Here is a 23,399-nt window from a genome sequence, read left to right as displayed (position 1 = left end):
CCACCCTTCATGACTGAATCCCAGGCGGCCGGCTGGCGCATCGGCATCGACGTCGGCGGCACGTTCACCGACCTGATCGCCGTGCAGACCACCGCCGGCGGGTGCCGCCCGGCCGAGTCCGTCCGGCACAAGACGCCCTCGGTGCCCTCCGACCCGGCCGCGGCCGTCGAGCAGGGCCTGCGGGAACTGCTCGAGCGGGGCATCGCCGCGCAGGACGTGCTGGCGGTCACCCACGGCACCACGATCGGCCTGAACGCGATCCTGCAGGGCCGGGGCGCCCGGGTGGCGCTGCTGACCAGCGCCGGGCACCGCGACATCCTGCAGATCGGCCGGGCCCGGCTGCCGCGCTCGTTCGACCTGCACGCCGTGCCGCCCCGCGCGGCGGTTCCGCGGGACCGGGTGGTGGAGCTGGAGGCCCGGTTCACGCCCTCCGGCGAGGCCGTCTCGGGGGTGGACGACTACGCCAGGGCACTGGCCGAGCTGCAGCAGGCTCGCCCCGATGCCGTGGCGCTGAGCCTGATCGGCGCCTACACCAGCCCGGCCGCCGAGGGTGACCTGGCCGAGCGCCTCACCGCCGATCTCGGCGTGCCGGTCACCTCGGCCGCCACGCTGTGGCCGGAGGCGGGCGAGTACGAACGCACGGCGCTGGCGGTGCTGGACGCCCAGATCGCGCCGCTGATGCAGGGATACCTGTCCCGGCTGGAGGCGGCGCTGCAGCGGATCGGCCTGACCGCGCCGTTGTACATCACCACCTCCAACGGCGGTTCGGTGTCGCTGAGCTCGGCCGCGCGCCGCCCCATCGACACCGTGCTGTCCGGCCCGGCCGCCGGGGTCGGCGCGGCCTCGCGGTTGTGGCCCGGGCTGGACATGGTGACCATCGACATGGGTGGCACCAGCAGCGACATCGGGGTTCTGGTCGGCGGCAAGCCCGCGCTGACCACCACCGCCTCGGTCGGCGACCATCCGCTGGTGACGCCGGTCGTCGAGGTGACGGCCATCGGCGCCGGTGGCGGTTCCGTGGTCTGGGCCGACCTGGACGGCGCCCACCCCACCCCGCGCGTCGGCCCTTCCAGTGCCGGTGCCGATCCGGGCCCGGCTGCGTACGGCCGCGGCGGCGACCAGCCCACGATCACCGACGCCTACGTGCACACCGGGATCATCGACCCGGACGCGTTCCTCGGCGGCGCGATGCCGCTGTCGCGAGAGCTGGCCGATGCTGCCCTGACCCGCGTGCAGCAGGCCCTCGACCCGGCCGCCGGTCCGGAAGCCGCCACGAAGACCAGTGACAACGCCCTGACCCTCGCGACCGTGGGCATGGCCAGCCGCCTGCGCACGGTGCTGGCCCGGCACGGCGAGGTACCGGACCGGTTCACGTTCGTGGCCTTCGGTGGCGCGGGCGGTTCGCACGCCGCGCTCCTGGCCGACGAGGTGGGCGCCGAACGCATCATCGTGCCCGCCGCGGCAGCCACGTTCTGCGCGCTCGGTGCCGCCATCACCCCGGTGCGCCGCGACTTCGTGCGCACCGCCCGGCTGGCCCTGGACGCCGACAGCCTTCCGGAACTGACCGACGTCACTCATCAGCTCACCGACGAGGCCCTCACCTGGTTCCAGAAAGAAGGCGCGGGCGCCCGGGGTTCGCTGGTGCTCAGCGCTGACCTGAAGTACGCCGGGCAACCGTCCACGCTCACCGTCCCCTTGACCACCGGCGGCCTGCAGTCGGCGCTCTCGATCGACTTGGAAGCCGGCCTGGCCGCGTTCGCCGAGTCTCACCGCCGGCACTACGGTTTCGTCGACCCGGCGGCCGAGGTGCTGATCGAGACCGTCCGCCTGACCCTGACCGCCGAAGACCTCTCCATTGAGGACGCCGGTGGCACGCTCGGTCTGCAGAAGCTGGGACGGCGCCGGTTGCGTACCTCCCAGGCCTGGAGCGAAGCCGACGTTCTCGCCGTGGTGACCGATCCCGAGGCCCCGGCCGAACTGAACGGCCCGGCCGTGGTCGAGCGCGCCGACACCAGTGTGCTGGTGCCACCGGGCTGGCAGGTCCGGGTGGACACCGCGGGCAACCTGCACCTGAACCGGCTCCCGAAGAAGGAAGACTGATGTCGCTCTCCCCGCTTGACCGGGATCTGGCCCAGCAGCGGCTGGTCGCGGCCACCGAGCAGATGTGCCTGGCGCTGCAGCGGGCCAGCCGCAGCCTCTACGTGCGCGACGCGGCCGACTTCTGCTGCGCCATCGCCGACCGCACCGGCCGGTTCATCGCCTACCCGCAGGGCATCGGCGTCTCCGGCTTCCTCGGCCTGGACGTCAGCGCCGCGGTGCAGCGCGTGGCTGACCGCGAGCCGCTGGAACCCGGCGACGTGATCATCACCAACGACCCGTACGCCTCGCAGGGCCTGTCCACCCACCTGCCCGACGTCCACGTCATCGCGCCCTACTTCGACGGCGACGAGATCGTCGGCTACGGCTGGTCGTTCGTCCACGTCTCGGACGTCGGCGGCCGCGTACCGTCGTCGGTCAGCGTGAAGAACGACTCGATCTTCGCCGAGGGCCTGCGCATCCCACCGGTGAAGTACGTGCGGCGCGGCACCATCGACCCGGGCGTCGAAGCACTGCTGCTGGGCAACACCCGCACCCCCGCGGCCAACGACGGCGACCTGCGGGCCATGCTCGCGGCCCTGGACACCGGCCGCGGCCGGGTGCAGGAAGTCCTCGCCCCGCACGGCCAGGGCGCGCTGGACGAGATCGGGCAGTACGCCCGGGAACAGACCGCAGCCCGGGCCCGCAAGGCCCTCTCCAGCCTGAACGACGGCGTGTACACGTTCGAGGACTACCTGGACAACGACGGCGTCAGCGAGATCCCGCTGCGGATCAAGCTCACCGCCACCGTCGCCGACGGGCACCTCCACCTCGACTTCACCGGCACCGATCCGCAGGTCGAGGCCGCCCTCAACGTGGTCACCTTCGGCCGGGCCCACACCTGGGTGGTCACCCGGCTGTTCGCGCTCATCGGCACGCTCGACCCGGACATCCCGCTGAACACCGGCCTGATGGACGTGGTCTCGATGTCCGCACCGGTCGGCACCCTGCTGAACCCGGTCGAGCCGGCTCCGGTGGGCGTACGGCACGCCACCACGTCCCGGGTGAACGACGTCCTCTCCGGTGCCCTGGTGCAGGCCGCCCCCGACCTGATCCCGGCGGCCTCCAGCGGACTGGTCGTGCCCGTGGTCTTCGCCCGCAACACCGCCGAGGGCCCCTCGGTCCACGTGGTCGAGCCGATGGTCGGCGGCACCGGAGCCCGCTCCGGCAGCGACGGTATCGACGGCCGCGACTCAGGCATCTCCAACCTGTCCAACAACCCGGTCGAGGTGGTCGAGGCCGGGGTCGGCGTGAAGGTTTTGGCCTACCGGATCCGCCCGGACTCCGGTGGGGCCGGACGCTGGCGCGGTGGCTGCGGTCTGGAACTGCAGTTCGAGGCGCTCTCGCATGGTTCGCTGCTGGCTCGGGGCCTGGAACGCCTACGTTTTCGGCCGTGGGGTGTCCAGGGCGGCCTGCCCGGCCTGGCGGCCGAGCTGATCGTGAACGAGGGCACGCCCGACGAAGAACGCATCCGCCTGATCGACACCCATCCCCTGCAGCCGGGCGACCGGGTCACCCTGCGCACGTCCGGCGCCGGGGGTTACGGCGACCCGTTCCTGCGGGATCCGCAGGCAGTGCTGGCCGACGTCGTCACCGGCCTGGTCTCCCGTGAACAAGCCCGGAACCTTTACGGGGTCGCGATTTCCGACGGCCAGGTCGACGCCGGACAGACCGCTCTGCTGCGGGCCGAGCGGCCGACGAACGACGGCTGGGGCCTGGGCGAGGACCGCCTGCGCTGGTCCCGGGTGTTCCCGGCCGAGCGGCTGGACGAATTCGCCGACGTGCTGGCGGCCCTGCCACCGACCGAACGGGCCGCCGCGCGCCGCCAGGTGCTCACCGACGTCCTCACGCAGTTGCCCGAAGGTTTTCCGGCTGCGCAGGCCACCGGCGAGCAGATGGATCAGGCGGCCGCCCGGTTCGTCGACCTTCTGTCCTAAGCAAAAGGTGGCCGGCCGCGTTGTGGCCGGCCACCTTTTGCTTAGGCTCTGTCCTGGTTCAGGACGCAGCGGGCGATTTCGTCGGCTTCGATGACGAAACGGGACCGCACCCCCGCTTTGCTCGCCATGGCGGTGTTCCAGCGGGCTCCTTCGGTCGCGGCGCCCAGCACGAACCGGGCTGGGTGCGGGCCGGAGTCCAGAACCATGCGGCTGGTGGGCTCTTCGACATCCACCGCGCCGGTCTGCACGAAGGTCTGGTTCGGATCGGGACGCTGGTAGGTGCGAGCACCACCGGTGGCTCGCAACTGCTGCCACAGCGGGTCCGCGGCCACCCGCAGGTCCGGGGACGGGACGAAAGCATCCAGGACGTAACGGGTGTGCAGCCGGTACCCGGGCAGCGAGCTGGAGGTGACGACGAAACCTTCCTCCGCTGTGCCGATCTCCACGTCTGCACCGAGGAAACGGACCACCCCGGCACGAGCCAGAGCCGCCAGCTGCTCGGTGCGGACCCGCGGCGGGCCGTTGCCGATGTTGCGCAGCAGGGCGTGGAACCAGCGAGCGTCCCGACTGTAGGAGGTGCCCGAGACGCCTCCGGCCGCCATCAGCGGATACACCTTGCCCCGGGCCACGCGCAGGAACTCCCCCACGCCCGCGCGCGGGCCGTCGGGGTTCGCCGAACTGGCCAGATCGCGGCCCAGGTGGCCGATCATCCAGTGGTCGAGCTCGCGCTGATCGCCGAAAATCTTACCCAGCAGCGGCGCTTCCATCGCATCCAGATCCAGGCGGTCGGCCTGGCGGGGCTCGATCCGGGCGATCATCGCGTCCCACTCCGGCGTCTGCGGAGTGAGCTTGCGGAAGTCCTCCTCGTTGACCGCGTCCGGATGCAGCCGCCAGTAGTAGATCCAGGAGGCCTCGCGCAGCACCGCCGGCCAGACGTCCCGGCGCAGATCGATATCCGGCGCCTGGGCCAGCAACCGTTCGATGACGGCCTGGTCCAGGAACGAGACCCCGCTCGTCGGGCCGGACGTGTCGATGCGGGAGTAGGAGGGGATGCCGCGCCGGGATCCGGCGTGGATCACCGGTTCCTGCCCGCTGGGGACGTACCGCACCTGGCCGTCGACGCGTTCGAAGTGCCCACCCCGTCCTTCGGTGAGCATCGCGACCAGATCGAAGAAGTTCAGCGCCATTCCGCGCAGCACCACGTCCGCACCGGCCGGCACTTCGTCGACCGGCGTCTCGGTGGGCAGGGCCGGTGGGCCGTAGACGACGTCCTGGGCCTGGGCATGGGCGTGGAGGTGCTGATCGCGGGCGCTCAGCGCGGTGTCGGTGTGACCGGTGGCCAGCACCACGGCATCCGCCACCAGGCTGCGGCCGTTCGCGGTGAGCACCTGCTGGGTGCCGTCCGGGCGATCGGTGATCTGCGTGACCGTGTCGGCGAGATGATCGGCCTGCAGACCCTCGGGCAGCCGGTTCAGCAGATCCTGGAAGCTGTAGTGGCAGTAGGTGCCGAACAGGAACCGCGGGGCGTAGTCCTGTTTCTGCAGCGTTTTCATGGCCTGGAGCTCGGCTTCGGTGAGCCCGGGGGCGTTCTGCGCGGCCTGCGCCCAGGACCACAGATCCGGCCCGAATCCGCCCAGTTCGGTGTGGGACGGGTCAGCGAAGATGGTCGAGTCGCCCGCGAAGGTGTTCATCAGCAGCTCGGCCGGCTGGTCCCGCCGCCAGATCCGGCCACCCGGGCCGTACGGGTCGATCAGCGTGACCCTGACTCTCGCGAACCGGATGGCCAGCCGGTCCAGGACCGAGATCGCGCGCGGGCCGGCCCCGACGATCACGACGTGCCGTGTGGCGATCATCACCCGCTCGGAAGGCCAGGTTTCGGCGGGCACGGGCGAGCTCCTCGTTCTGACTTTCTGCGGGAGTCCAGCCTCGCAATCCGCACCGCACAAGTCAACAAGGCGTACGGCCCGACGCTTTCGCCGTTGAGGCGCCAGGCCGTCACGGTCTCAGCCCAGGGTGTCGGTGGTCGCCTTCCCCAGCGCGACGGTGTCCGGGGTGAACGACTGGTGGGCGAACATCCCCGCGTCCACCTGCACCTGAGCCCCGTTCATCGAGGCCGAGTCGGACGAGCCCAGGAACGTGTACACCTTGGCCACCTCTTCCGGCGTGTTCAGCGTCGGGGCCGGCGTGTGGCGCCGGTAGATGTCCAGCACCGGCTCGGGCGCGAGCTGCACCTTGGGGCTGGTGGTCACGCCCGGCACCACCACGTTGCAGCGCACCCCGGCCGCGCCGTACTGCGTGGCGGTGTACTGGGTCAGGGCCAGCACCGCGGCCTTCGAGGCGCCGTAGGCGGTGAAGCTGGTGTCACCGGCCAGCGCGTGGGTGGAGGAGGTGTTGACGATGACGCCCCGGCTCTTCAGCAGCTCCGGCAGCGCGTACTTCGTGGTCAGCATCGTGCCGCGCAGATTGACGCCCATCACGGTGTCCCAGGTCTGGCTGCTGATCGAGGCGAGGTCGCCGTCCTGAGGGTGGAACAGCGCCGCGATGTTCATCAGCACGTCCAGCGCCCCGAAGGTGCCGACCGTGAACGTGATCAGGTCGGCGATCTGGTCCTCGGACATGAGGTCGACCGGCCTGGCCACCGCCGAGCCCGCCCCGAACTTCTCGTTCAGGTGCGCGGCCAGCCGCTCACCACCCTCGGCATTGCGGCCGGTCACCACCACCCGGCCGCCTTCGGCCACCACATCCGCCGCCGTGGCCCCGCCGATGTTGTAACCCGCTTCGTCGGCCATCGCCGCTCCGGTGACGATGACTACTTTCTCGTTCAGACGTCCCACGCGTTCTTCCCATCATTAGCCACCAACCGCCCATACCAGGGCGGTTGGTGCAGATGTTAACGCTGTGGCCTATGGGCCGAAAACGACCGGACTTGTGCGACGACCGTCAAATCCGCTAGTGCGGCAAGGCCTCCGAGCCGCTCAGTCGCTCTGGATGTGCAGCCGCACCGAGGTCAGGTCCGCCGAGGAGACGCCGGTCTGCAACTCGACAGCACCGGCCTCGAGGTGCTGCTCGGCATCGGCCAGTTCCGCCGCCCCGATCGGGAAGACCACCGTGGTGGCGCCGCCCGCCGGCACGGTGACCCGCCGAAACCCCCGCAGTTCCCGGGTGCGAGGCCAGATGGATGCCGTGATCCGACGCAGATAGAGCTGCACCACGGTGGAACTCGCTGTCGAGCCGTCGTTACGGACCGACACGTCGCAGGTGATCGTCCGCCCGGCCCGAAGATCGGCCAGCCTCACGTGATCATGGGACAGACGCGGCGCGGAAAGGATCAGCTCTCCGGTGCCGAGACCAGCCCCGAACGGCAGCAACGGCCCGGGTGGGGCATCGAGGTATCCGGCCCAGTCGTGATCGCGATGGTTGTAGTGCACCGGCAGCGAGGCCGCCTCGCGCGGGAGCGAAACCGGCAGCCGGCCGGTGGGTTCGCGGCGGCCGAGCAGCACGTCCGCCACCGTCTCGCCCAGCGCCGGCCCGGGATAGAAGGTGCTGAGGCAGGCCCCGGCCAGGTCCAGGACCTCGCCCAGCACATGTGGACGGCCTTGCACCACAACGGCTACCACCGGGGTACCCGTGGCCGCGACCTGGCTCAGCAGGGCGCGCTGCCCTCGGCCCAGTTCCAGCCGGGCCAGGTCAACGCCTTCCCCAGCCGTCATCTGCGACGTGTTCGAGCCGCTGCGGGCGGCGCCGTTGGTGTCGAACGTGGTGGTGCTGTCCCGGGCGCTGGATCCGCCCAGGCACACCACCGCGACATCGGCGGCGCGGGCCAGGGCCACCGCTTCGGGGATTCCGGAGCCGTCGGCCGTGGCAATGTCACTGCCCGGGACCGTACTCATCGCGTTCAGGGCCTGAGCGATGGTGGGCCCGAGATCTGCGGGCTGGGGTGCGGTGTAGTCGCCGAGCGCATGCTCCAGGGTGTCGGCGTGCGGGCCGAGAACCGCGATGCGGTGGGCTCGCAAGGGCAGAATGCCTTCTCGATCGTGCAGCAGGGTGATCGCTGAGGCCGCGATCCGGCCCGAAAGGGCGGCACTTTCGCGCCGGAGGTTCTCAGTGCCTAAACTTGCGCGAGGGCTGTCGAAGAGTCCCAGCCGGAACTTCAGTGAAAGCACACGAGCGACAGCCTGATCCAGGTCCTCCTCGGAGGCCAGACCGCGCTCGATGGCCTCTCCCAGGTGCGGATACACCTCGTCCCACAGGCTCAGGTCCACGCCCGAGCGCAACGCCAGCGCGGCGGCTGCCACCGGGTCACCGGTCATCCGCAGCAGCCGGTCCAGCGCGGTGCCGTCGGCCATCACCAGGCCGGGAAAGCCCATCTGGTGGCGGATGATCTCGGTGAGCAGGCGCCGGTTCGCGGCCACCGGCAGGCCCTCGACTTCGCTGTAGGCCGCCATCAGCCCGGCGGCTCCGGCCTCGACAGCAGCCCGGACCGGCGGTAGGTGGATCTCGGCCAGTTCCCGCCAGCCGAGCTCGGTGGCTGCCCAGTTGCGACCGCCGACCGTGGCGCCCTGTCCCGCAGCGTGTTTGAGTACCGCTGCGACCTTGCCGTTGTGCTGCATGCCGCGCACCGCTGCTGTGGTGAAGGCAGAGGCCAGCCAGGGGTCTTCGCCGAAGGTCTCCTCCGCCCGGCCCCAGCGCGGATCCCGGAGCACGTCCAGCGTCGAGACCAGGGCGACATGCACCCCACGGGCCTGAACCTCCGCCGCCACGGCGCGGCAGGCCTCTTCGTACAGGTCCGGATCCCAGGTCGAGGCGACGGCCAGGGCAACGGGCAGCACCGTGCCGTCCAGGGCCTGGTGCCCGTGCGGTACCTCTTCGACGAACAGCGCCGGAATGCCGAGCCGGGACTCAGCCACGATCGTCTGCTGGATGGTGGCCGTGAGCTCAGCCGCCTCGTCCGCCCGTACCCCGGTCTCCCAGCCCTGGCCCGACCAGGCATCGGCCCGCTGCAGCCCGTACACCGCACCGATACCGCCGAATCGCCGGGCCTCGGCGAGCAGTTCTTCGGTTGCTGCGAAACCCTTTCCGGTCCGACGCCAGGCCCGCCATCCGCACAGCCGCTGATTGAGCTGGCCGACCTTCTCGGTCAGGGTCATCCTGCTCAGCAGGTCGGCGACCCGCGCGTCGATCACTGCGCGAACATCTCGGTATCGCTCACCGCGCTGTACACGCCGGGGGTACTCACCGAAGCCGGTGGCAGCAATCGCTCGAACGTTTCACCGCCGTCCAGCACCAGCGCCGGCCGCTCACCCCGCTCCGCAGCCTCCATCCAAGCCGTGAACACCACTCCGCCCGGAGCCAGCATCGACCGGCTGAAGCCGTCCGGAATCTTGACTGCGGTGGTTCGTTTCGCCGGCGCACTCTGGGCTTTGACCTCGGCCGCCACCTCGGCGAAGGCCCGGCCGATCGGCTTAACCGCGCCTTCCGCATCGAAAAGTCCGAGACTGTATTCCAGTTCGGGGAAGTCAGCCAGGCCGGGTGCCACGTCGTGCGAGCACCACCAGGTCACGCCCCACAAGGCGTCGCACGAGGCCGCCGCCCGCACCGCCTCCTGGCAGAAGCGTGGCGCATCCGCTTCCTCGAGTACGTTCAGCGGCGCGCCGATCTCCTGCAGCCAGACCGGCCGCGAACGATCCACAGCGAACGCCCGCGAGAGCTCCATCAGGTACTCGGCGTGCCGCACGCTCGGCCCGGACATCGCCCCGTAGTACTGCGCGGTGCCGTTGAAGATCCAGGAGTGAATCGCGGTGACATCCCCGTAGCGGCTGGCGTGCTCCGGCTCGAACGGGTGCCCGTCCTGATACCACAGAGCATCGTAAGCAGCGTGCAGTCGTTCCCCCGAAGGAGCTGCGGCCAAGAGCTTTTCCAGCCAGGCCGACGCTTCACCCGGGGTTGCGCTCATTGGCGTGGGGTGCGGACGGGACGAGAACTGGTTCACCTCGTTGCCCAGGGTCAGCCCCAGATACCCCGGCAGATCGGCGATCGCCCCGTGCAGCGCCGCCACGAGATCGGCCTGGGCCTGGACGACGTCCGGATCGGTGAACATGTTGCGCCGGTGCCAGGACGAAAGCCAGGACGGCAGGAAGTCGAAGCTCGAAAGATGGCCCTGGAGAACGTCTACGCTTGAATCCAACCCGGCTTCCCCGGCCAACTCGACCACCCGGCGGACATCGGCCAGGGCCTCGGGCCGGATCAGCGTCCGGTTGGGCTGCAGCACCGGCCACAACGGCAGCACCCGCACGTGATCCATGCCGAGCGCGGCGATCGAGTCCAGGTCCCGGCGGATGGAGTCCCACCGCGGCGAGAGCCACGAGTAGAACCAGTCGCCGGAGGGCACGTAGTTGACGCCGAAGCGGGGAGGTTTCTGCACGAGTTTCAACCCTTAATCCCGCCGGCCTGCAGCCCGCGGAAGAAGTAGCGCTGGAGAAGAGCGAACACGGCGATGATCGGCGCCAGCGCGATGATGGTGCCCGCCGCGATCAGCCGTGGGTCGGAGAAGAAGGTGCCCCGCAGGCGGTTCAGGCCCAGGGTGAGGGTGTAGTTCTCCTCAGAGGAGAGCACGATCAGCGGCCAGAGGAAGTCGTTCCAGGCGCCGACGAACGAGAAGATCGCCACCACGGTCATCACCCCGCGCACCTGAGGGGCGCAGATGTACCAGAAGCGCCGCCAGACCCCGGCGCCGTCCACCCGGGCCGCCTCTTCGAGCTCGGGCGGGATGGCCTGGAAGGCGTTGCGCATCAGCAGGACGTTCAGCGCGGCCACGCAGGTGGGCAGGGCCACGCCGAGCAGGGTGTCGGCCAGGCCGCTGGAGCGCACCAGCAGGAACTGGGCGATGATGATCGACTCGATCGGCACCAGCAGGGCCACCACGAACAGGCCGGTGACCAGCCCGCGGAACCGGAACTTCATCCGGGCCAGGGCATAACCGGCCAGGGTCGCACCGATCACGTTGCCGCCGACCACCATGAGGGCGACCAGTCCGGAGTTGGCGACGTAGCGCAGGACCGGCACCCGGTCCAGCACGTCGCTGTAGTTGCCCAGGGTGGGGTCGGACGGAACCAGTTGCGGCGGCTGGGCGTACAGGTCGTCGCCGGCGCCCTTCAGCGAGAGCGAGAGCTGCCACAGCAGCGGACCGGCCAGCAGCAGGAAGAAGCCGAGCAGAACACCGTAACGAAGCGCCTTCTGGCCCCGGGTCATCACCGCTCACCCCGGTTCTGGTACCAGAGCTGCCCGGCCAGCAGGCCGCCGAGCACCACGAACATCACCACGCTGATCGCGCCGGCGTAGCCGGTCTCAGCCTGCAGCCCGGTGCCCTCCTGCTGGATCAGCATGGTCACGGTGACGTTCTGCCCGCCCAGGCCCCCGGTGCCGCCGGTGAGCACGTACACCTCACCGAACACCCGGAACGCCGCCACCGAGGAGAACAGCCCGATCAGCGCGGAGGTGGAGCGCACCCCCGGCGCGGTGACGTTCAGGAACCGGCGTACCGGCCCGGCGCCGTCCACCGAGGCCGCGTCGTACAGGTCCTGGTCGATGTTCGCCATCGCGGCCAGGTAGATCACCATGTAGTAGCCCAGGCCGCTCCAGATCGTCACCAGCATGGCGCTGAACAGGGTCAGCCAGCGGTCGCTGAGGAAGCCGACCGGCTCGTTCACCAGGCTCAGCCAGCGCAGCACCTCGTTCACCAGGCCGCGCTGGTCCAGCAGGTTGGTCCAGATCAGGCCGACGATCACCGAGGACATGATCACCGGCAGGTAGTACGCGGTCCGGAAGAAACCGAGCAGCCGGCCGCCGCCGTTCACCAGCGCGGCCAGCACCAGCGGGGCGGCCACCATCACCGGCACCACGCAGACCACGTACAGCAGCGAGTTGGTCATCGCGGTCCGGAACCGCTCGTCGTCCCACAGCCGCACGAAGTTGTCCACGCCGATGAAGTGGCCGGGCTTGAGCAGGGTGGCGTCGGTGACCGAGAGGGCCAGCGTGTTCACGAACGGGAACAGGATGAACGTGACCACGATCCCCAGCGCCGGGGCCAGGAACAGCCAGGGCGCCCACCAGCGGTCGTGGGTGCGGCCCACGCCGCCCCGGCCCTGACGGGTCGGGGGCGGCACGGGCTTCACCAGGGTCGGGGTGCTCACTGGGGCAGGTTCCCGTTCGCGTACTCCACCGACTCGTCCAGCGCCTCCTGCACGTCCTTCTTGCCGAGCACCGCCAGCGCGATCTGCTCACGCAGGTAGTCCACGCTCTTGGAGCTGAAAGCGGCCGGCCAGTAGACGATCGCCTCCGAGACGGCCTTGGCCGACTCCAACCGCAGCGCGGTCTCGTCGGTGCCGTCGTCCTTGGTGAAGTACTCGTCCTCCAGAGCGCCCGCGGCCGAGGGGAAGATGGCCGCCTGCTGGCTGAACGCCAGCTGGTTCTCCCGGTCGGTGGCGAACTTGGCGAACGCGACCGCGGTGGCCGTGTTCTCGGACTTCGCGCTGACCGCCAGCGACTCGATGTACATGTTCGGCTGGTCGTTGGTGATCTGCGGCGAGATCTCCGTGGTCTCGGCGATCTTCGGCGCGGTCTCCTTCAGGTCCTTCAGGGTGTAGGAGCTGCCCGGCAGCCAGCCCACCTGCCCGGCCTTGAACGCGTCCACCTCACCGGTCTGCAGCTCGTTCAGCGTGGCCTCGGTCAGGCCACCGGCCGCGAACAGCTCCTTGTAGTGGTTCACCAGCTCCACGCCCTTGGCGTCGTTGAAGGTGAAGGTGGTGCCCGCCTCGTCCATCAGCGGGACGCCGTACGAGCCGAAGTTCTCGATCGCGGGCAGCCGGCCGACCATCGAGGCGTCGGACTTGCACTTCTCGGCCATCGTCATTCCGGCGGTGAAGAGCGCGTCGTAGCTGGTGGGCAATTCGCCTGTCACGCCGCACTTCTCCAGCACGGCTGTGTTGAAGAACGAAGGGCCGGTGTTGAGATACCAGGGGTAGGCGTAGGTTCCGCCCAAGGACGGGAAGTGGTTGGCTTCCCAGGCCTTCGGCAGGTAGTTGGCCTCGGCCTCGGCGTCGGTCTTGGACAGGTCGAGCAGCATGCCCGCACTGGCCAGGGTGAACGCTGCTTCCGGGCCGACATCCACCACGTCGGGCAGGGCCCCGGCGGCCGCGTCGGCCGAGAGCTTGTCCTGGTAACCCTCCGCCGGCTGGTCGATCCACTTGACCGTGGTGCCCGGGTTGGCCTCCTCGAAGTCCTTGACCAGGCCGTTGAAGTACTCCTCGTACCCGCCCTTGAGATTCCAGGTCTGAAAACTGATCTCGCCCTTCACCTCACCGCTCACGGTGGACTGAGCGTCGGAGTCGTCGGACGAGCCGCCGGCGACACCGCAGGCGCTGAGCGAAAGGGCGAGAACCGCGGGCAGAGCCAGAAGAACACGTTTACCGGACATCATTGCTCCCTTGCAGATGGTCGGACGAGGCGGAGGGTGGCGATCTGGTACGGGCCGAGCGTGATCCGGCCCTCGTGCAGAGCCGCCGGAAGATCTTTCTCAGCAACAAAAGGACGTTCGAGCAGGTCGGTCTCGACGGTTGCGTCGGTCTCGAAATGGGGGACGATGTGCGCGCCCGCGCGGCCACCGAGCGTTTCGTGAAGGCGAACCACGACGTCACCGCTGCGATCGTCGGCCAGCTTGATCCAGTCGATCACCGCGGCCCCGTGCTTCAGCTCGAGCGAGACCAGGGGTTCGACGTCGGGCACGGCCGCCAAGGTGGGCGCGTTGAGGTCGTCCGCAGTGCAACGGGTCTGGGTCTCGTCACCGGCCACCACGGCGAAACGGAAGGTGTGACGGCCATGATCGGTGTCCGGGTCGGGGAACCGCGGCGCTCGCAGCAGCGTGGGACGGATGTCGGTGCCACCCTGGATCCGCCGCACGTCGCAGCCGTAGGTGGAATCGTTGGCCACGCCCACGCCGAAACCGGGCTCAGAGACGTGGACCCAGCGATGCGAGCAGACCTCGAACTGCGCCTCGTCGGCGGCGGTGTTCTCGTGGGTCGGCCGCTCGATGGCGCCGTACTGCGCCTCGAACCGGGCCTTCAGGGAACGCACCGCCACCGGCAGTGAGAGCTTGAGCAGATGCTCGTCCTCCTGCCAGTCCACGTCCACCGTGATGTCCAGGCGGGCCTCGCCGGTGGGCATGGCGTACGTGGTGGTGAAACGGGACGACCCGTGCACCCGGGTGACCACGACATCACGCTCGCCGACCGCGACGGTGACCGCCCCGTCCATCGGTGTGCGGTTACCGGCATTGCGAATCACGTGGCGATCGAGATCCCAGGCATCCCAGCGGGCGGGCTGGTCGCGGAACAGTTGCAGCGCGCCGAAACTCTGCCCCGGAATGAGCAGGCTCCGGCCGGTCGTGAGCTCGGTCAGCTCCGCAACCGTTCCGTCGGGGGCGATACAGACCCGCAGCAAGCCATTGTCCAGGACGACCCCACGGCCTGGCTCACTGCCCACCGGCACAACCGTGGGCTGGTCGCGCACCACGGCGAAGTTCACGATCCGGCCGGCAGCTTCCTCCCCGGCGGGCCCCTCCCCCGCCACCAGCGACCTCAGCGAATCATCGAGCCCGGCGTACGTTTCCCGAGCTTCGCGATGCACCCAGGAGATCGAAGATCCCGGAAGAATGTCATGGAACTGATGCAGCAGAACGGTTTTCCACAGCTGCTCCAGATCTTCGTAAGGGTAGGCAACGCCCTGCCGCACAGCCCGTTCGGCCGCCAGGTACTCGACCGTGCGCAGCAGTGCCTCGGCCCGGCGGTTGCCCTGCTTCATCGCGATCTGCGAAGTCAGCGTGCCGCGGTGCAGCTCCAGGTACAGCTCGCCCGACCATACCGGGGCCTCGTCACCGAGCTCGGCCTCGACCTCGCTGAAGAACGTCTCCGGGGTCCCCAGCTGCACGCTCGCCGCGCCCTCAAGGTCGGCGAAACGATGGGCCCGGGCAAGCATCTGACGGTTGGGGCCGCCACCGCCGTCGCCGTAGCCGAACAGCAGCAGCGACTGCGACGAGATGGCCTTGTCGCGGAAGTTGCTGACCGCGTGCTTCAGTTCGGCTGCCGTGACCTCGGCCGCGTACGTGTCGGCGGGCGGGAAGTGGGTCAGGATCCGGGTGCCGTCCAGGCCTTCCCAGCTGAAGGTGTGGTGCGGGAAGGTCGTGGTGTCGTTCCAGGAGATCTTCTGGGTGAGGAACCAGCGGTAGCCGGCCCGGCGGGCGATCTGCGGCCAGGCGCCGGAGTAGCCGAAGCTGTCGGGCAGCCAGACCAGCTGGGACTCGTGCCCGAACGCCTCCTCGAAATAACGCTTGCCGAGGCTGATCTGGCGCACCAGCGACTCCCCGGAGGGCATCACCGCGTCCGACTCGACCCACATGCCGCCGACCGGCACGATCCGGCCCTCGGCGATCCGGGCCCGCACCCGCTCGAACAGTTCCGGGTGGTCTTCCTGCACCCAGGCGTACTGCTGGGCCGAGGACATGGCGTAGACCAGGTCGTGGTCGGTCTCCATCAGCGTGAGCACGTTGCTCAGCGTGCGAGCCACCTTGCGCCGGGTCTCGCGCAGCGGCCAGAGCCAGGCCGAGTCGATGTGCGCATGGCCCACCGCCGTCATCCGGTGCGCGCTGGCGTGCGCGGGCTTGGCCAGGACCTCGACGAGCGCGGCCCGGGCCTGGGCCACGTCAACCGCGTCCAGGGCCTTCTCGACCGCCCGCAGCACCTGCCAGTAGCGCGGTTCGGCCTGGTCCAGGTGCGGCAGCAGGTCGCCGGTGGCCTCGAGATCGCTGATCAGGCCGAAGATCTCGTCGTCGAAGGCGCACAGCTGGGCCGAGACCAGACAGTACGGTTCGGGTTCGCCGGGGCCGGGCTTCTCGCCCAGGGAGGTCTCGACGAACGGCGGCAGGCCGAGCAGCAGCGGGTTCGCCGCGGCCTCCACGAAGAGAGTGAACGATCCGTCGTCGGCCAGCACGTCCGGCGCGGCCCCCGGGCCGGTCAGTCGCACCCAGCCGTTGCGCGGGTGCAGGGCTTTCACCGGCACACCGTCGGGCCGGAACACCAAGCCTTCGCAGTGCCCGCCCACCGAGTGGTCGAACCAGCCCAGGTCGAGCACGAGTTCCACCGGACGGTCGGTGGCCGGGACCCGGCCTTCGACCCGCAGCCAGGTGGTGCCCCAGGCCGGGCCCCAGGTCTCGCCCGGGGTCAGCGGTTCGTAGCGGGCCGGGTCGAGCCCGATCGCGTGCGCGGCCGGCACGGGCTCACCGTCGCCGTCGACCCGCCAGGCGGACACGGTGACGTCGGAAAGAGGTTGGTGAAGCTGGGGAGTGATGCGATCACGCACCACCCGCTGCAGCCGGTCGACCACGTGGGACGGATTCAGGTGCACTGGGCCACCTCCGATCTGCAGCGAACGCTAAAGCGCTTTAGTAGGCCGCGTCAATGGATCCGCCCAAAACGGGACCTTCAGCGCTGCGGGGTGCTCTCGCGCACCACGATGGTCGGCTGCTGTGCCTCGATGTCCGGCCGGGCCGCCGGGCCGTCCGGGGAGTCGACGAGGCGCAGCAGCTTGCGGGCCACCGCCTCGCCGAACACCGTCGGGTCGCGCCGCACGGCGGTGAGCGAGGGCTGCAGAGCCACGCAGATCGCCGAGTCCTCGCAGCTCGCCACCGAGATCTCGGCGAGGAGCCCGGCCGCCCGCAAGGCCCGCACCCCGGCCACCGCCAGCACCTCGTTGTCGAACACCAGAGCATCGGGCCGGTCGTCCGCCTCGATCAGCCGACGGGTCGCGGCCAGACCTTGTTCCTCGCTGTAGTCGGTGTGCACCACGCCGGGATCGGCCAGCACCCCCGACGCGGCCTTCCGGAACGCACCGATGCGCCGATGGACGTGCAACAGTTCGGCCGGGCCACTGACGTAGGCCAGGCGGCGGCAGCCGGTCTGCTGCAGGTGCTCCACCAGCAGCCGCATCGCCACCCCGTCGTCCACCGTCACGGCCGGGAGCAGCCGTTTGGGGTCAGGGCCACCGGCCAGCACGGCCGGCAGACCCAACTCCTTCAGGAACGCCGGACGAGGGTCGGCCCGGCGCAGGTCGCTGATGATCACACCCTCGACCCGGCGCTCCTTGCTCCAGCGGCGCAGCACGGCCAGTTCCTCGTCCACCGAGTGCGTCATCTGGAACAGCAGGGCGTACCCACGGCTGCTGAGCACGAACTGGGCCCCGGTCAGCAGCCGCAGGTAAAAGCTCTCCATCCCGAACTCCTGCACGTCACGGGTGAGCACGAAGCCGACCGTCATCGAGGTGATGCCGGACAACGTGCGCGCCGCGTGGTTGGGGGCCCAGTTCAGCTCCTCGGCCAAGGCCAGGACCCGCTCACGGGTCTGCTCGGACACCCCGGGCCGGCCGTTGAGCGCGAACGAGGCCGCGGTCTCGGAGATGCCCAGCCGGGTGGCGAGGTCCTTCAACGTCGGGCGGTGCTGTCGCGGCGGCATGAAGGACCTCGTCAGGGGCGGTTCGGGCAGAATCCCAGCACGGTACCTCTACCGGATCACGGTCGTGGCCCGGTTGCCGGAGTAGTCCTCGATGGTGGCCGTCACCTTGGAGGTGGCGCTCTTCAGCCCGACGTTCAGCGCGGCCGAGGTGGTGCGGCCCCGGATGATGTACGGCTTGGCCCCGGAGGAGTACGTCGTGGCGAACTGCAGGGCCACCCCGTCCTCCTCCACGTAGATCTTGTACCAGTCGTCCGTCGCCGGGGTGGCGAAATGCGCGCTCGTGCCGGAGACGGTGACCAGATCCTGGGAGTACGGCTCGACCTCGGTGTCGGCGAACTCCCCGCGGAAGGCGACCTCGCTCCCCTTACCCGCGTCGACCGTCACCTTGTAGTGCCCGCCCTTGGTCGGCAGCCCGGTGAGAGTGGCCGACGTGGCCTTCTTCGTCACCCGGACCGTCTTCGTCACCGGCTTGTCGTCGTAGGTCGACTCCAGCAGCACGCGGGTGTTGTTGGTCGGCGTCGGCCAGCTGACCTTCACCGTGCCGTCCTTCTCGGCCACCGCCTTCACGTCGCCGGTGCCCTTGGTGAAGTCGTACTTCAGCTGGGCCGGCTTGCTGAAGCTGCCGTCGTGCCCGACCGCCTTCAGCTCGAGCGTGCCCTTGTCCGAGGTGAAGTGCTTGAGGTAGAGCACGTCGTCATAGATGCCGCCGACGTAGCTGCCGTTGTCGTAGACCGCGTACTCCGCCACCTTGTCGTAATCGCCCAATTTCCAGCCCAGTTCCAGCTCGTCGGTGCCGGTGAGCGCCGAGGCGATGTGGAAGTTCTGGGGTGTGGACGGGGTGTGGTTGCGGCCGTCGGTGATGCTGATCTGGCCGACGTTGAGCTGGTAGCCGCTGACCGCGGACTTGGCCTCGACCGCCAGGCCCAGCGTGGCGATCTGCTGACCGGCGTGCGCACCCAGGTCGAGCGTCGCCGTCGTCCATTGCTTGCTCTGTTTGCCGGAACCCTTGACCGGCAGGTGCACCACCTTCTCGGGGGAGTCCTTGAACGTGACCGCAACGCTCAGCTGTGAATCGTCCGAGGCCGAGACCTTGCGATAGGTCAGTTCCACCTCGGACTTCTTGGCCACCGACAGATCGGTGCGGTACAGCTTCAGCTGGTTGGTGGCCTGCAGATCACCGCTCAGCACCAGCGAGTTGCCGCCCTCGTAGGCACCCACCGGCTGATAGTCGAAGCGCTCGGCCTGGGTCGCCTTCGGGCCGTAGTCGTAGTCCACGCCCAGCGCCTGCTTGCCCTCGGCCGTGGTGATGTCCCACTGCCAGGTCACCGGCTCGTCCTGGATGTTGATGTTCGACCACTCTCCGGAACCGGAAACCTTGCCCTGCGAGACGTATTGCAGACCGCGGCCGGTGTTGAAGGTGGTGTCGAAGACGCTGCCGCCGATCGTGGAGCGCTCGGTGATGTAGGACGAGATGCCCTTCCAGGTACCGGCGTCCTGCTCGCCGCCGGTCGAGCTTCCCGTCCACCAGCGGCGTTCCCGGTCGTAGGCCTTCCACTGGTTGGCGTCGTCCTCCTTGTCGGCCATGTCGGCGTGGACGAAATCGCTGCCCAGGGTGGCGATCGCGTTCATCGGCACGCCCTTGGCGTCCAGGTTGTCGTCCAGGTTGTACGGCTGGCTGAACTGGTACATGCCGGCCTCCAGCCCGGCGAACACGCTCTTGCGCGGATCCAGGCCCAGCGACTTGGCGTGCTCGGCCGAACTGCTCAGCCGGTTCTTGTTCCACCAGTAGTTCAGGAACATCGAGTCGCTGACGTCGCCGAGCTCCGGATCGCGCACGAACGGGCTGTTCAGGCTGTTGAAGGCGTTCTGGTAGACCCGGTCGCCGGTGGTGTTGTGCACCGAGTCGTAGAACTGGATGTAGAGCCCGGCATCCTTGATCACCTTCAGGAACTGCTTGTAGCGCGGGATGTCGGCCGGGGCGACCTTGGGCTCTTCCTGGTTGATGAAGTAGCCGTCGAAGCCGTACCACTGGGCCAGCTCCACCAGCTTCTCGGCCACCGGATAGCCGCCGTCGGCGTCCTGCTGCAGCAGCTCGGTGTACGTCTGGGTGCCGCGGTCGTTCTCGGAGAAGAAGATCCCGCCGAGCGATTTCACGCCGTTCTTGTGGGCCGCGTTGGTGTAGGCGGAGTTCGGCAGATTGAGCATGCCGAACTCGAACCACTTCTCCTTCCAGTCCAGGGTGGGGTCGTAGAACTCCTCCGGGACGCCCTCGCTGGCCATCCCGTGCCAGGCGGCGTAATAGTCGGTGTACTGCCAGAAGTTGAACGCGTAGGCGCTGAACTCGTTGTTGTACGGGTAGCTTTCGAAGAAGGCGTTGCCGTAGTCCCCGGCCAGGGTCAGGTGTTCCACCCCGGGGTCGAGATCCGGATCGGCCTGGGTGTTCTGGTCGGCTGCGATGCGCTGCTGCAGCGGAACTCTCGAGCGGGTCAGATCGCCGAACAGGTCGGACTTCGGGGTCCAGCGCAGCAGATCGGCGGCGGTGTAACCGTGCTGGAACGGCTGGTTCGCACCCTTGGCGGCCGCACCGGTCCAGGGCAGGGTGTCGCTGGCGGTGGCGGGAACGGTGGCGCCGACTACCAGAGCGACGGTCGCGACCATGGTCAGAGTTCTTCTGCGAGACACACGTACCTCTTCCGCGAGGTGAACTAATGCGCTTTAGTTTAGGAACGGGTTCTCGCCGACAGCAAGGGCTGCACGACCCGGAGTTGTCGGACGACAGTAAATCTGGGCTACCTTGTCCCTCCCCCTGATCTTGTGAGCACCCGGAGCAACCCGTGAAGCGCACCACCCGAGCGGCCGTTGCCCTGCTCCCCCTGATCGCCCTCGCCGCCTGCACCGGCTCGTCCACACCGACTTCACCCGCCGCCCCGGAAACGAGCGTTGCCCCCGCGCCCCCCGTCGCGTTGCCCGCATCCGTCACGCAGAAGCAGAACGAGCGCGTGCCCGCGGGCGCGATGTGGTCGGAGCACTATTTCCCCTCCACCGACGGCGTGGAACTGCACGCCGATGTCCTGCTGCCTGCCGGGCTGAAGGCCGGCGACAAGGTGCCGGTGATCCTGATGGTCGGCCCCTACTTCGCCCACGCCGGCATGGCCCAGCCCGAGGGTCACAAGAGCGCGGGGCCGTCCGGACGATTCGTCGGGCTGATCGACGAGGGCCGGATCTTCGAGCGCGGCTACGCCATGGTGATGGTCGACCTGCGCGGCTTCGGCGGCTCCACCGGCTGCCACGACCTGTTCGGCCCAGGCGAGCAGGCCGATGTGCGCGCCGCCGTGGACTGGGCCGCCACGCAGTCCTGGTCCAGCGGCTCGGTCGGCATGTTCGGCTCCTCGTACGACGGCACCACCCCGCTGATCGGCAACAACCTCAACCACCCGGCGCTGAAGGCGGTCGTCGCTCAGGCTCCGATCTGGCAGCCCTACCAGTACTTCCGTTCCGGCGAGGTACCGCGCCTGGCAATCAAGAGCCTCGCTGACGTGTTCACCGACATCGCCACGATCAAGCCGATGAAGGACGACACGAAGAAGTACAAGGCCAACGCCACCTGGGAGAAGAGCAACCCGGACTGCCTGGAGCAGATCCAGCAGACCTACCGCACCCCCGACCTGGACTCCGGCTTCTGGCAGGCCCGCGACCTCACCGCCCAGGCCACCGGCACCCAGACCCCGATGCTCATCGCCATGGGCTTCCTCGACCTGAACGCCGAGCCACGCGCAGTGCAGCAGTTCCTGGCCAACCACGAGGGCTCTGAACGCGCCTGGTTCGGCCCGTGGGACCACGGCGGCGGGGCCCGGGTCACCGAGGACGGCAAGCGGGCGACCGGCCGCACCGGCTGGGTCCAGGAGGAGGTGATGCCCTTCTTCGACCAGTACCTCAAGGGCACCGACCCGACCACCACCAGCCCGGCCTTCCAGATCCAGGACAGCAACGGCACATGGCGCTCCCAGGACAACTGGCCGGTGGCCGACCAGACCGTGCATCTCCCGATCGGCGGCGGCACCTACACCGACAAGGGCGAGGCCATCACCTCCGGAACGGTTTTCACCCGCCATGCGCAGCCCCAGGCCAAGGCTGTCCGGATCACCGGCACTCCCAGGATCACCCTGACCGCAGCCGGGAAGGGCAACGTCATGACCAAGCTCTACGACGTGGCCCCGAACGGCGAGGCGGTCATGTTCAACCTGCAGGTCTCCCAGATCTCCTCGGGCGAGACCATGCTGGAGTTCAAGTCCAACGACTGGACGCTCAACCCGGGTCACGTGCTCGCGGTCACCATCGGATCGATCGACGACCGCATCGAGTGGTACGGCAAGCCGTCGAACCAGAAGATCACGATTGAGGACGCTGTGCTCGCCCTGGACCTCGACGACCCAGCTGACGACGTGGTCGCCAAAGGCAAGAAAGCGCCGGAACTGAGCCTCTACCGAGAGAATCACACGGCCACCCTTGACCTGGACGAAGCCGAGGCCACTTTCGAGATCGCCCTCGACTGAATCCGCGCCTCGAGTGCTCGGGTGAACCCGCCGCTGCTTGCGGCCTGGCTGGCGCGGCCAAGGCGATGCTGGCCCCACCGATGCGAAGCCGAATGGCGCGGTCATTGAACGTTGCCTGCGTCGTCGTACCGGTGTGGCTTGCAGGTGGGGCAGGGCCTGGGCGCGCCCGTCACGGCATCGTCAGGCAGCCAGCCGCCCGTGCAGGCTTCGCACCCCGGAAGGGACTGCCCCCGGTTTGGTTGACTCCTGACTCGCAAGGACCACGGTCCTTGCCGAGAGGATGTCAACGTGCCCAAACCGTTCCCCGAGGAGTTCCGCCGCGACGTGATCACGGTCGCCCGTAAGGGCGATGCCACGATCGAACAGGTCGCGAAGGACTTCGACATCTCCGCCTCGGCCCTGCACCGCTGGCTGAAGATCGCCGACGACCAAGACAGCACCCCAGGTAGCGCCCTGGGCGACTCCGCGGAACTCAAGGAACTTCGTAAGCGCAACCGGCTGCTGGAGTCGCTGACGTAGGTCTCTTGGGATCCGCTCTGGACCGACGACGGCATCCGCGCCACGGTCGCTGTCCTCATAAGTGCCGGCCTGCACTCACTGATCCGGCTCGACACCTTCCTTCGAGGTCATCTCCCCGACGGCGCGCCGACTCCCCTCACCGTCACCCGGTAGCGACTTACCCCCTGACCGCGAAAGCCCTCATGAACGTGGCGGTCCCGTCAATCATGGTCTGACGCACCCGGTTCATATCCATTTCCATGACGTCGGGTTGCTCATGAACCGCCAGAAGAACCGTGAGGGCAGTGAACTGGGAGGCCGCCAACTGGCTGTCAGGCACGTCCAACAACCCCGCATCGCCGAAACCTTCGAGCGCCTCGGCCAGCATCTGCACGAGAACGTCGATCGAGACGTCCTCACTGGAATCCGACTGCCAGCGTTGCTGACTCACGAGCGCGGCGACGGCAGAATAGTCCGACACCCCCATCACGGTCTCGCTCACATCGATAGCCAGAGCGGTCAGAGCGATCGCAAGTTCATCGTTGCTCGTGATCGCCCGGGCATTCAGGTGTTCCTCGATGGATGCGCTCGCTGTAACGGTTAGCATGTCTGAAGCGTCGTCGATGATGGCCTGGACCAGGCTCTGCTTGTCACCGAAGTAGTCGTAGACCGTCGCCTTGGAGACTTCGGCCTCGGCCGCTATGGCGTCCATGCTGACG

General features: G+C 68.8%; 14 protein-coding genes and 1 pseudogene. 4 read left to right on the top strand and 11 right to left on the bottom strand.

What is annotated here, in order from left to right; translation table 11 throughout:
• Window positions 1-9 precede the first annotated feature (9 nt).
• Together LR394_RS13065 and LR394_RS13060 are read left to right on the top strand one after the other, a co-directional pair.
• Window positions 10-2,100, top strand: coding sequence for a hydantoinase/oxoprolinase family protein (locus LR394_RS13065; RefSeq protein ID WP_231441439.1), 2,091 nt, complete (start codon window positions 10-12; stop codon window positions 2,098-2,100).
• Entirely contained in the window at window positions 2,100-4,073 is a 1,974-nt protein-coding gene (locus LR394_RS13060; RefSeq protein WP_231441438.1) for a hydantoinase B/oxoprolinase family protein, read from the top strand. The genes LR394_RS13065 and LR394_RS13060 overlap by 1 nt, the downstream gene beginning before the upstream one ends.
• 41 nt (window positions 4,074-4,114) lie before the next feature.
• Here LR394_RS13060 and LR394_RS13055 read toward each other — a convergent pair whose 3' ends face one another.
• The 10 genes from LR394_RS13055 to LR394_RS13010 all read right to left on the bottom strand — a co-directional run bounded on the left by LR394_RS13055 (window position 4,115) and on the right by LR394_RS13010 (window position 20,287).
• Entirely contained in the window at window positions 4,115-5,959 is a 1,845-nt protein-coding gene (locus LR394_RS13055) for an FAD/NAD(P)-binding protein (RefSeq protein WP_231441436.1), read from the bottom strand.
• Window positions 5,960-6,076: 117 nt separating this feature from the next.
• Window positions 6,077-6,907, bottom strand: coding sequence for an SDR family NAD(P)-dependent oxidoreductase (locus LR394_RS13050; RefSeq protein ID WP_231441434.1), 831 nt, complete (start codon window positions 6,905-6,907; stop codon window positions 6,077-6,079).
• 141 nt (window positions 6,908-7,048) lie between these two features.
• Window positions 7,049-9,220 (bottom strand): glycoside hydrolase family 3 N-terminal domain-containing protein, encoded by a 2,172-nt coding sequence (locus tag LR394_RS13045; protein ID WP_269329114.1) that lies wholly within the window; start codon window positions 9,218-9,220, stop codon window positions 7,049-7,051.
• Window positions 9,221-9,252: 32 nt separating this feature from the next.
• Entirely contained in the window at window positions 9,253-10,494 is a 1,242-nt protein-coding gene (locus LR394_RS13040) for a glycoside hydrolase 5 family protein (RefSeq protein WP_231441430.1), read from the bottom strand.
• A 5-nt stretch (window positions 10,495-10,499) separates the two neighbouring features.
• On the bottom strand, window positions 10,500-11,321 hold the full coding sequence (locus LR394_RS13035) for a carbohydrate ABC transporter permease (protein ID WP_231441428.1): 822 nt from the start codon (window positions 11,319-11,321) through the stop codon (window positions 10,500-10,502).
• On the bottom strand, window positions 11,321-12,262 hold the full coding sequence (locus tag LR394_RS13030) for a carbohydrate ABC transporter permease (protein ID WP_231441426.1): 942 nt from the start codon (window positions 12,260-12,262) through the stop codon (window positions 11,321-11,323). Before LR394_RS13030 ends, LR394_RS13035 begins: the two co-directional genes overlap by 1 nt.
• The gene (locus LR394_RS13025) at window positions 12,259-13,545 is read right to left on the bottom strand and encodes an extracellular solute-binding protein (RefSeq protein ID WP_231441424.1); all 1,287 of its coding nucleotides are present in this window, start codon (window positions 13,543-13,545) and stop codon (window positions 12,259-12,261) included. Before LR394_RS13025 ends, LR394_RS13030 begins: the two co-directional genes overlap by 4 nt.
• Window positions 13,545-16,526, bottom strand: coding sequence for an alpha-mannosidase (locus LR394_RS13020; RefSeq protein WP_231441422.1), 2,982 nt, complete (start codon window positions 16,524-16,526; stop codon window positions 13,545-13,547). Before LR394_RS13020 ends, LR394_RS13025 begins: the two co-directional genes overlap by 1 nt.
• A 77-nt stretch (window positions 16,527-16,603) precedes the next feature.
• Window positions 16,604-17,629 (bottom strand): LacI family DNA-binding transcriptional regulator, encoded by a 1,026-nt coding sequence (locus LR394_RS13015; protein ID WP_231441420.1) that lies wholly within the window; start codon window positions 17,627-17,629, stop codon window positions 16,604-16,606.
• A 48-nt stretch (window positions 17,630-17,677) separates the two neighbouring features.
• A complete protein-coding gene (locus LR394_RS13010; RefSeq protein WP_231441417.1) occupies window positions 17,678-20,287 on the bottom strand; it encodes an endo-beta-N-acetylglucosaminidase in 2,610 nt (869 codons plus the stop codon).
• A 176-nt stretch (window positions 20,288-20,463) separates the two neighbouring features.
• Between LR394_RS13010 and LR394_RS13005 the strand changes: the two genes are divergently transcribed.
• Window positions 20,464-22,182 carry a CocE/NonD family hydrolase gene (locus LR394_RS13005; RefSeq protein ID WP_231441415.1) on the top strand — a complete coding sequence of 573 codons (1,719 nt, stop codon included), beginning with the start codon at window positions 20,464-20,466 and terminating at the stop codon, window positions 22,180-22,182.
• Window positions 22,183-22,470: 288 nt separating this feature from the next.
• Window positions 22,471-22,689: pseudogene (locus LR394_RS13000) on the top strand (transposase); the annotation flags it as partial.
• A gap of 169 nt (window positions 22,690-22,858) precedes the next feature.
• On the opposite strand, the gene LR394_RS12995 reads toward LR394_RS13000, so the two are convergent.
• Window positions 22,859-23,392, bottom strand: coding sequence for a TetR/AcrR family transcriptional regulator (locus tag LR394_RS12995; protein ID WP_231441413.1), 534 nt, complete (start codon window positions 23,390-23,392; stop codon window positions 22,859-22,861).
• Window positions 23,393-23,399: the final 7 nt, after the last annotated feature.

The sequence above is a fragment of the Kineosporia babensis genome, from assembly GCF_021129305.1.
Lineage (GTDB): Bacteria > Actinomycetota > Actinomycetes > Actinomycetales > Kineosporiaceae > Kineosporia > Kineosporia babensis.
The sequence above is the reverse complement of the archived record's forward strand: the minus strand, read 5'-3'. Positions and strand labels throughout refer to the sequence as shown.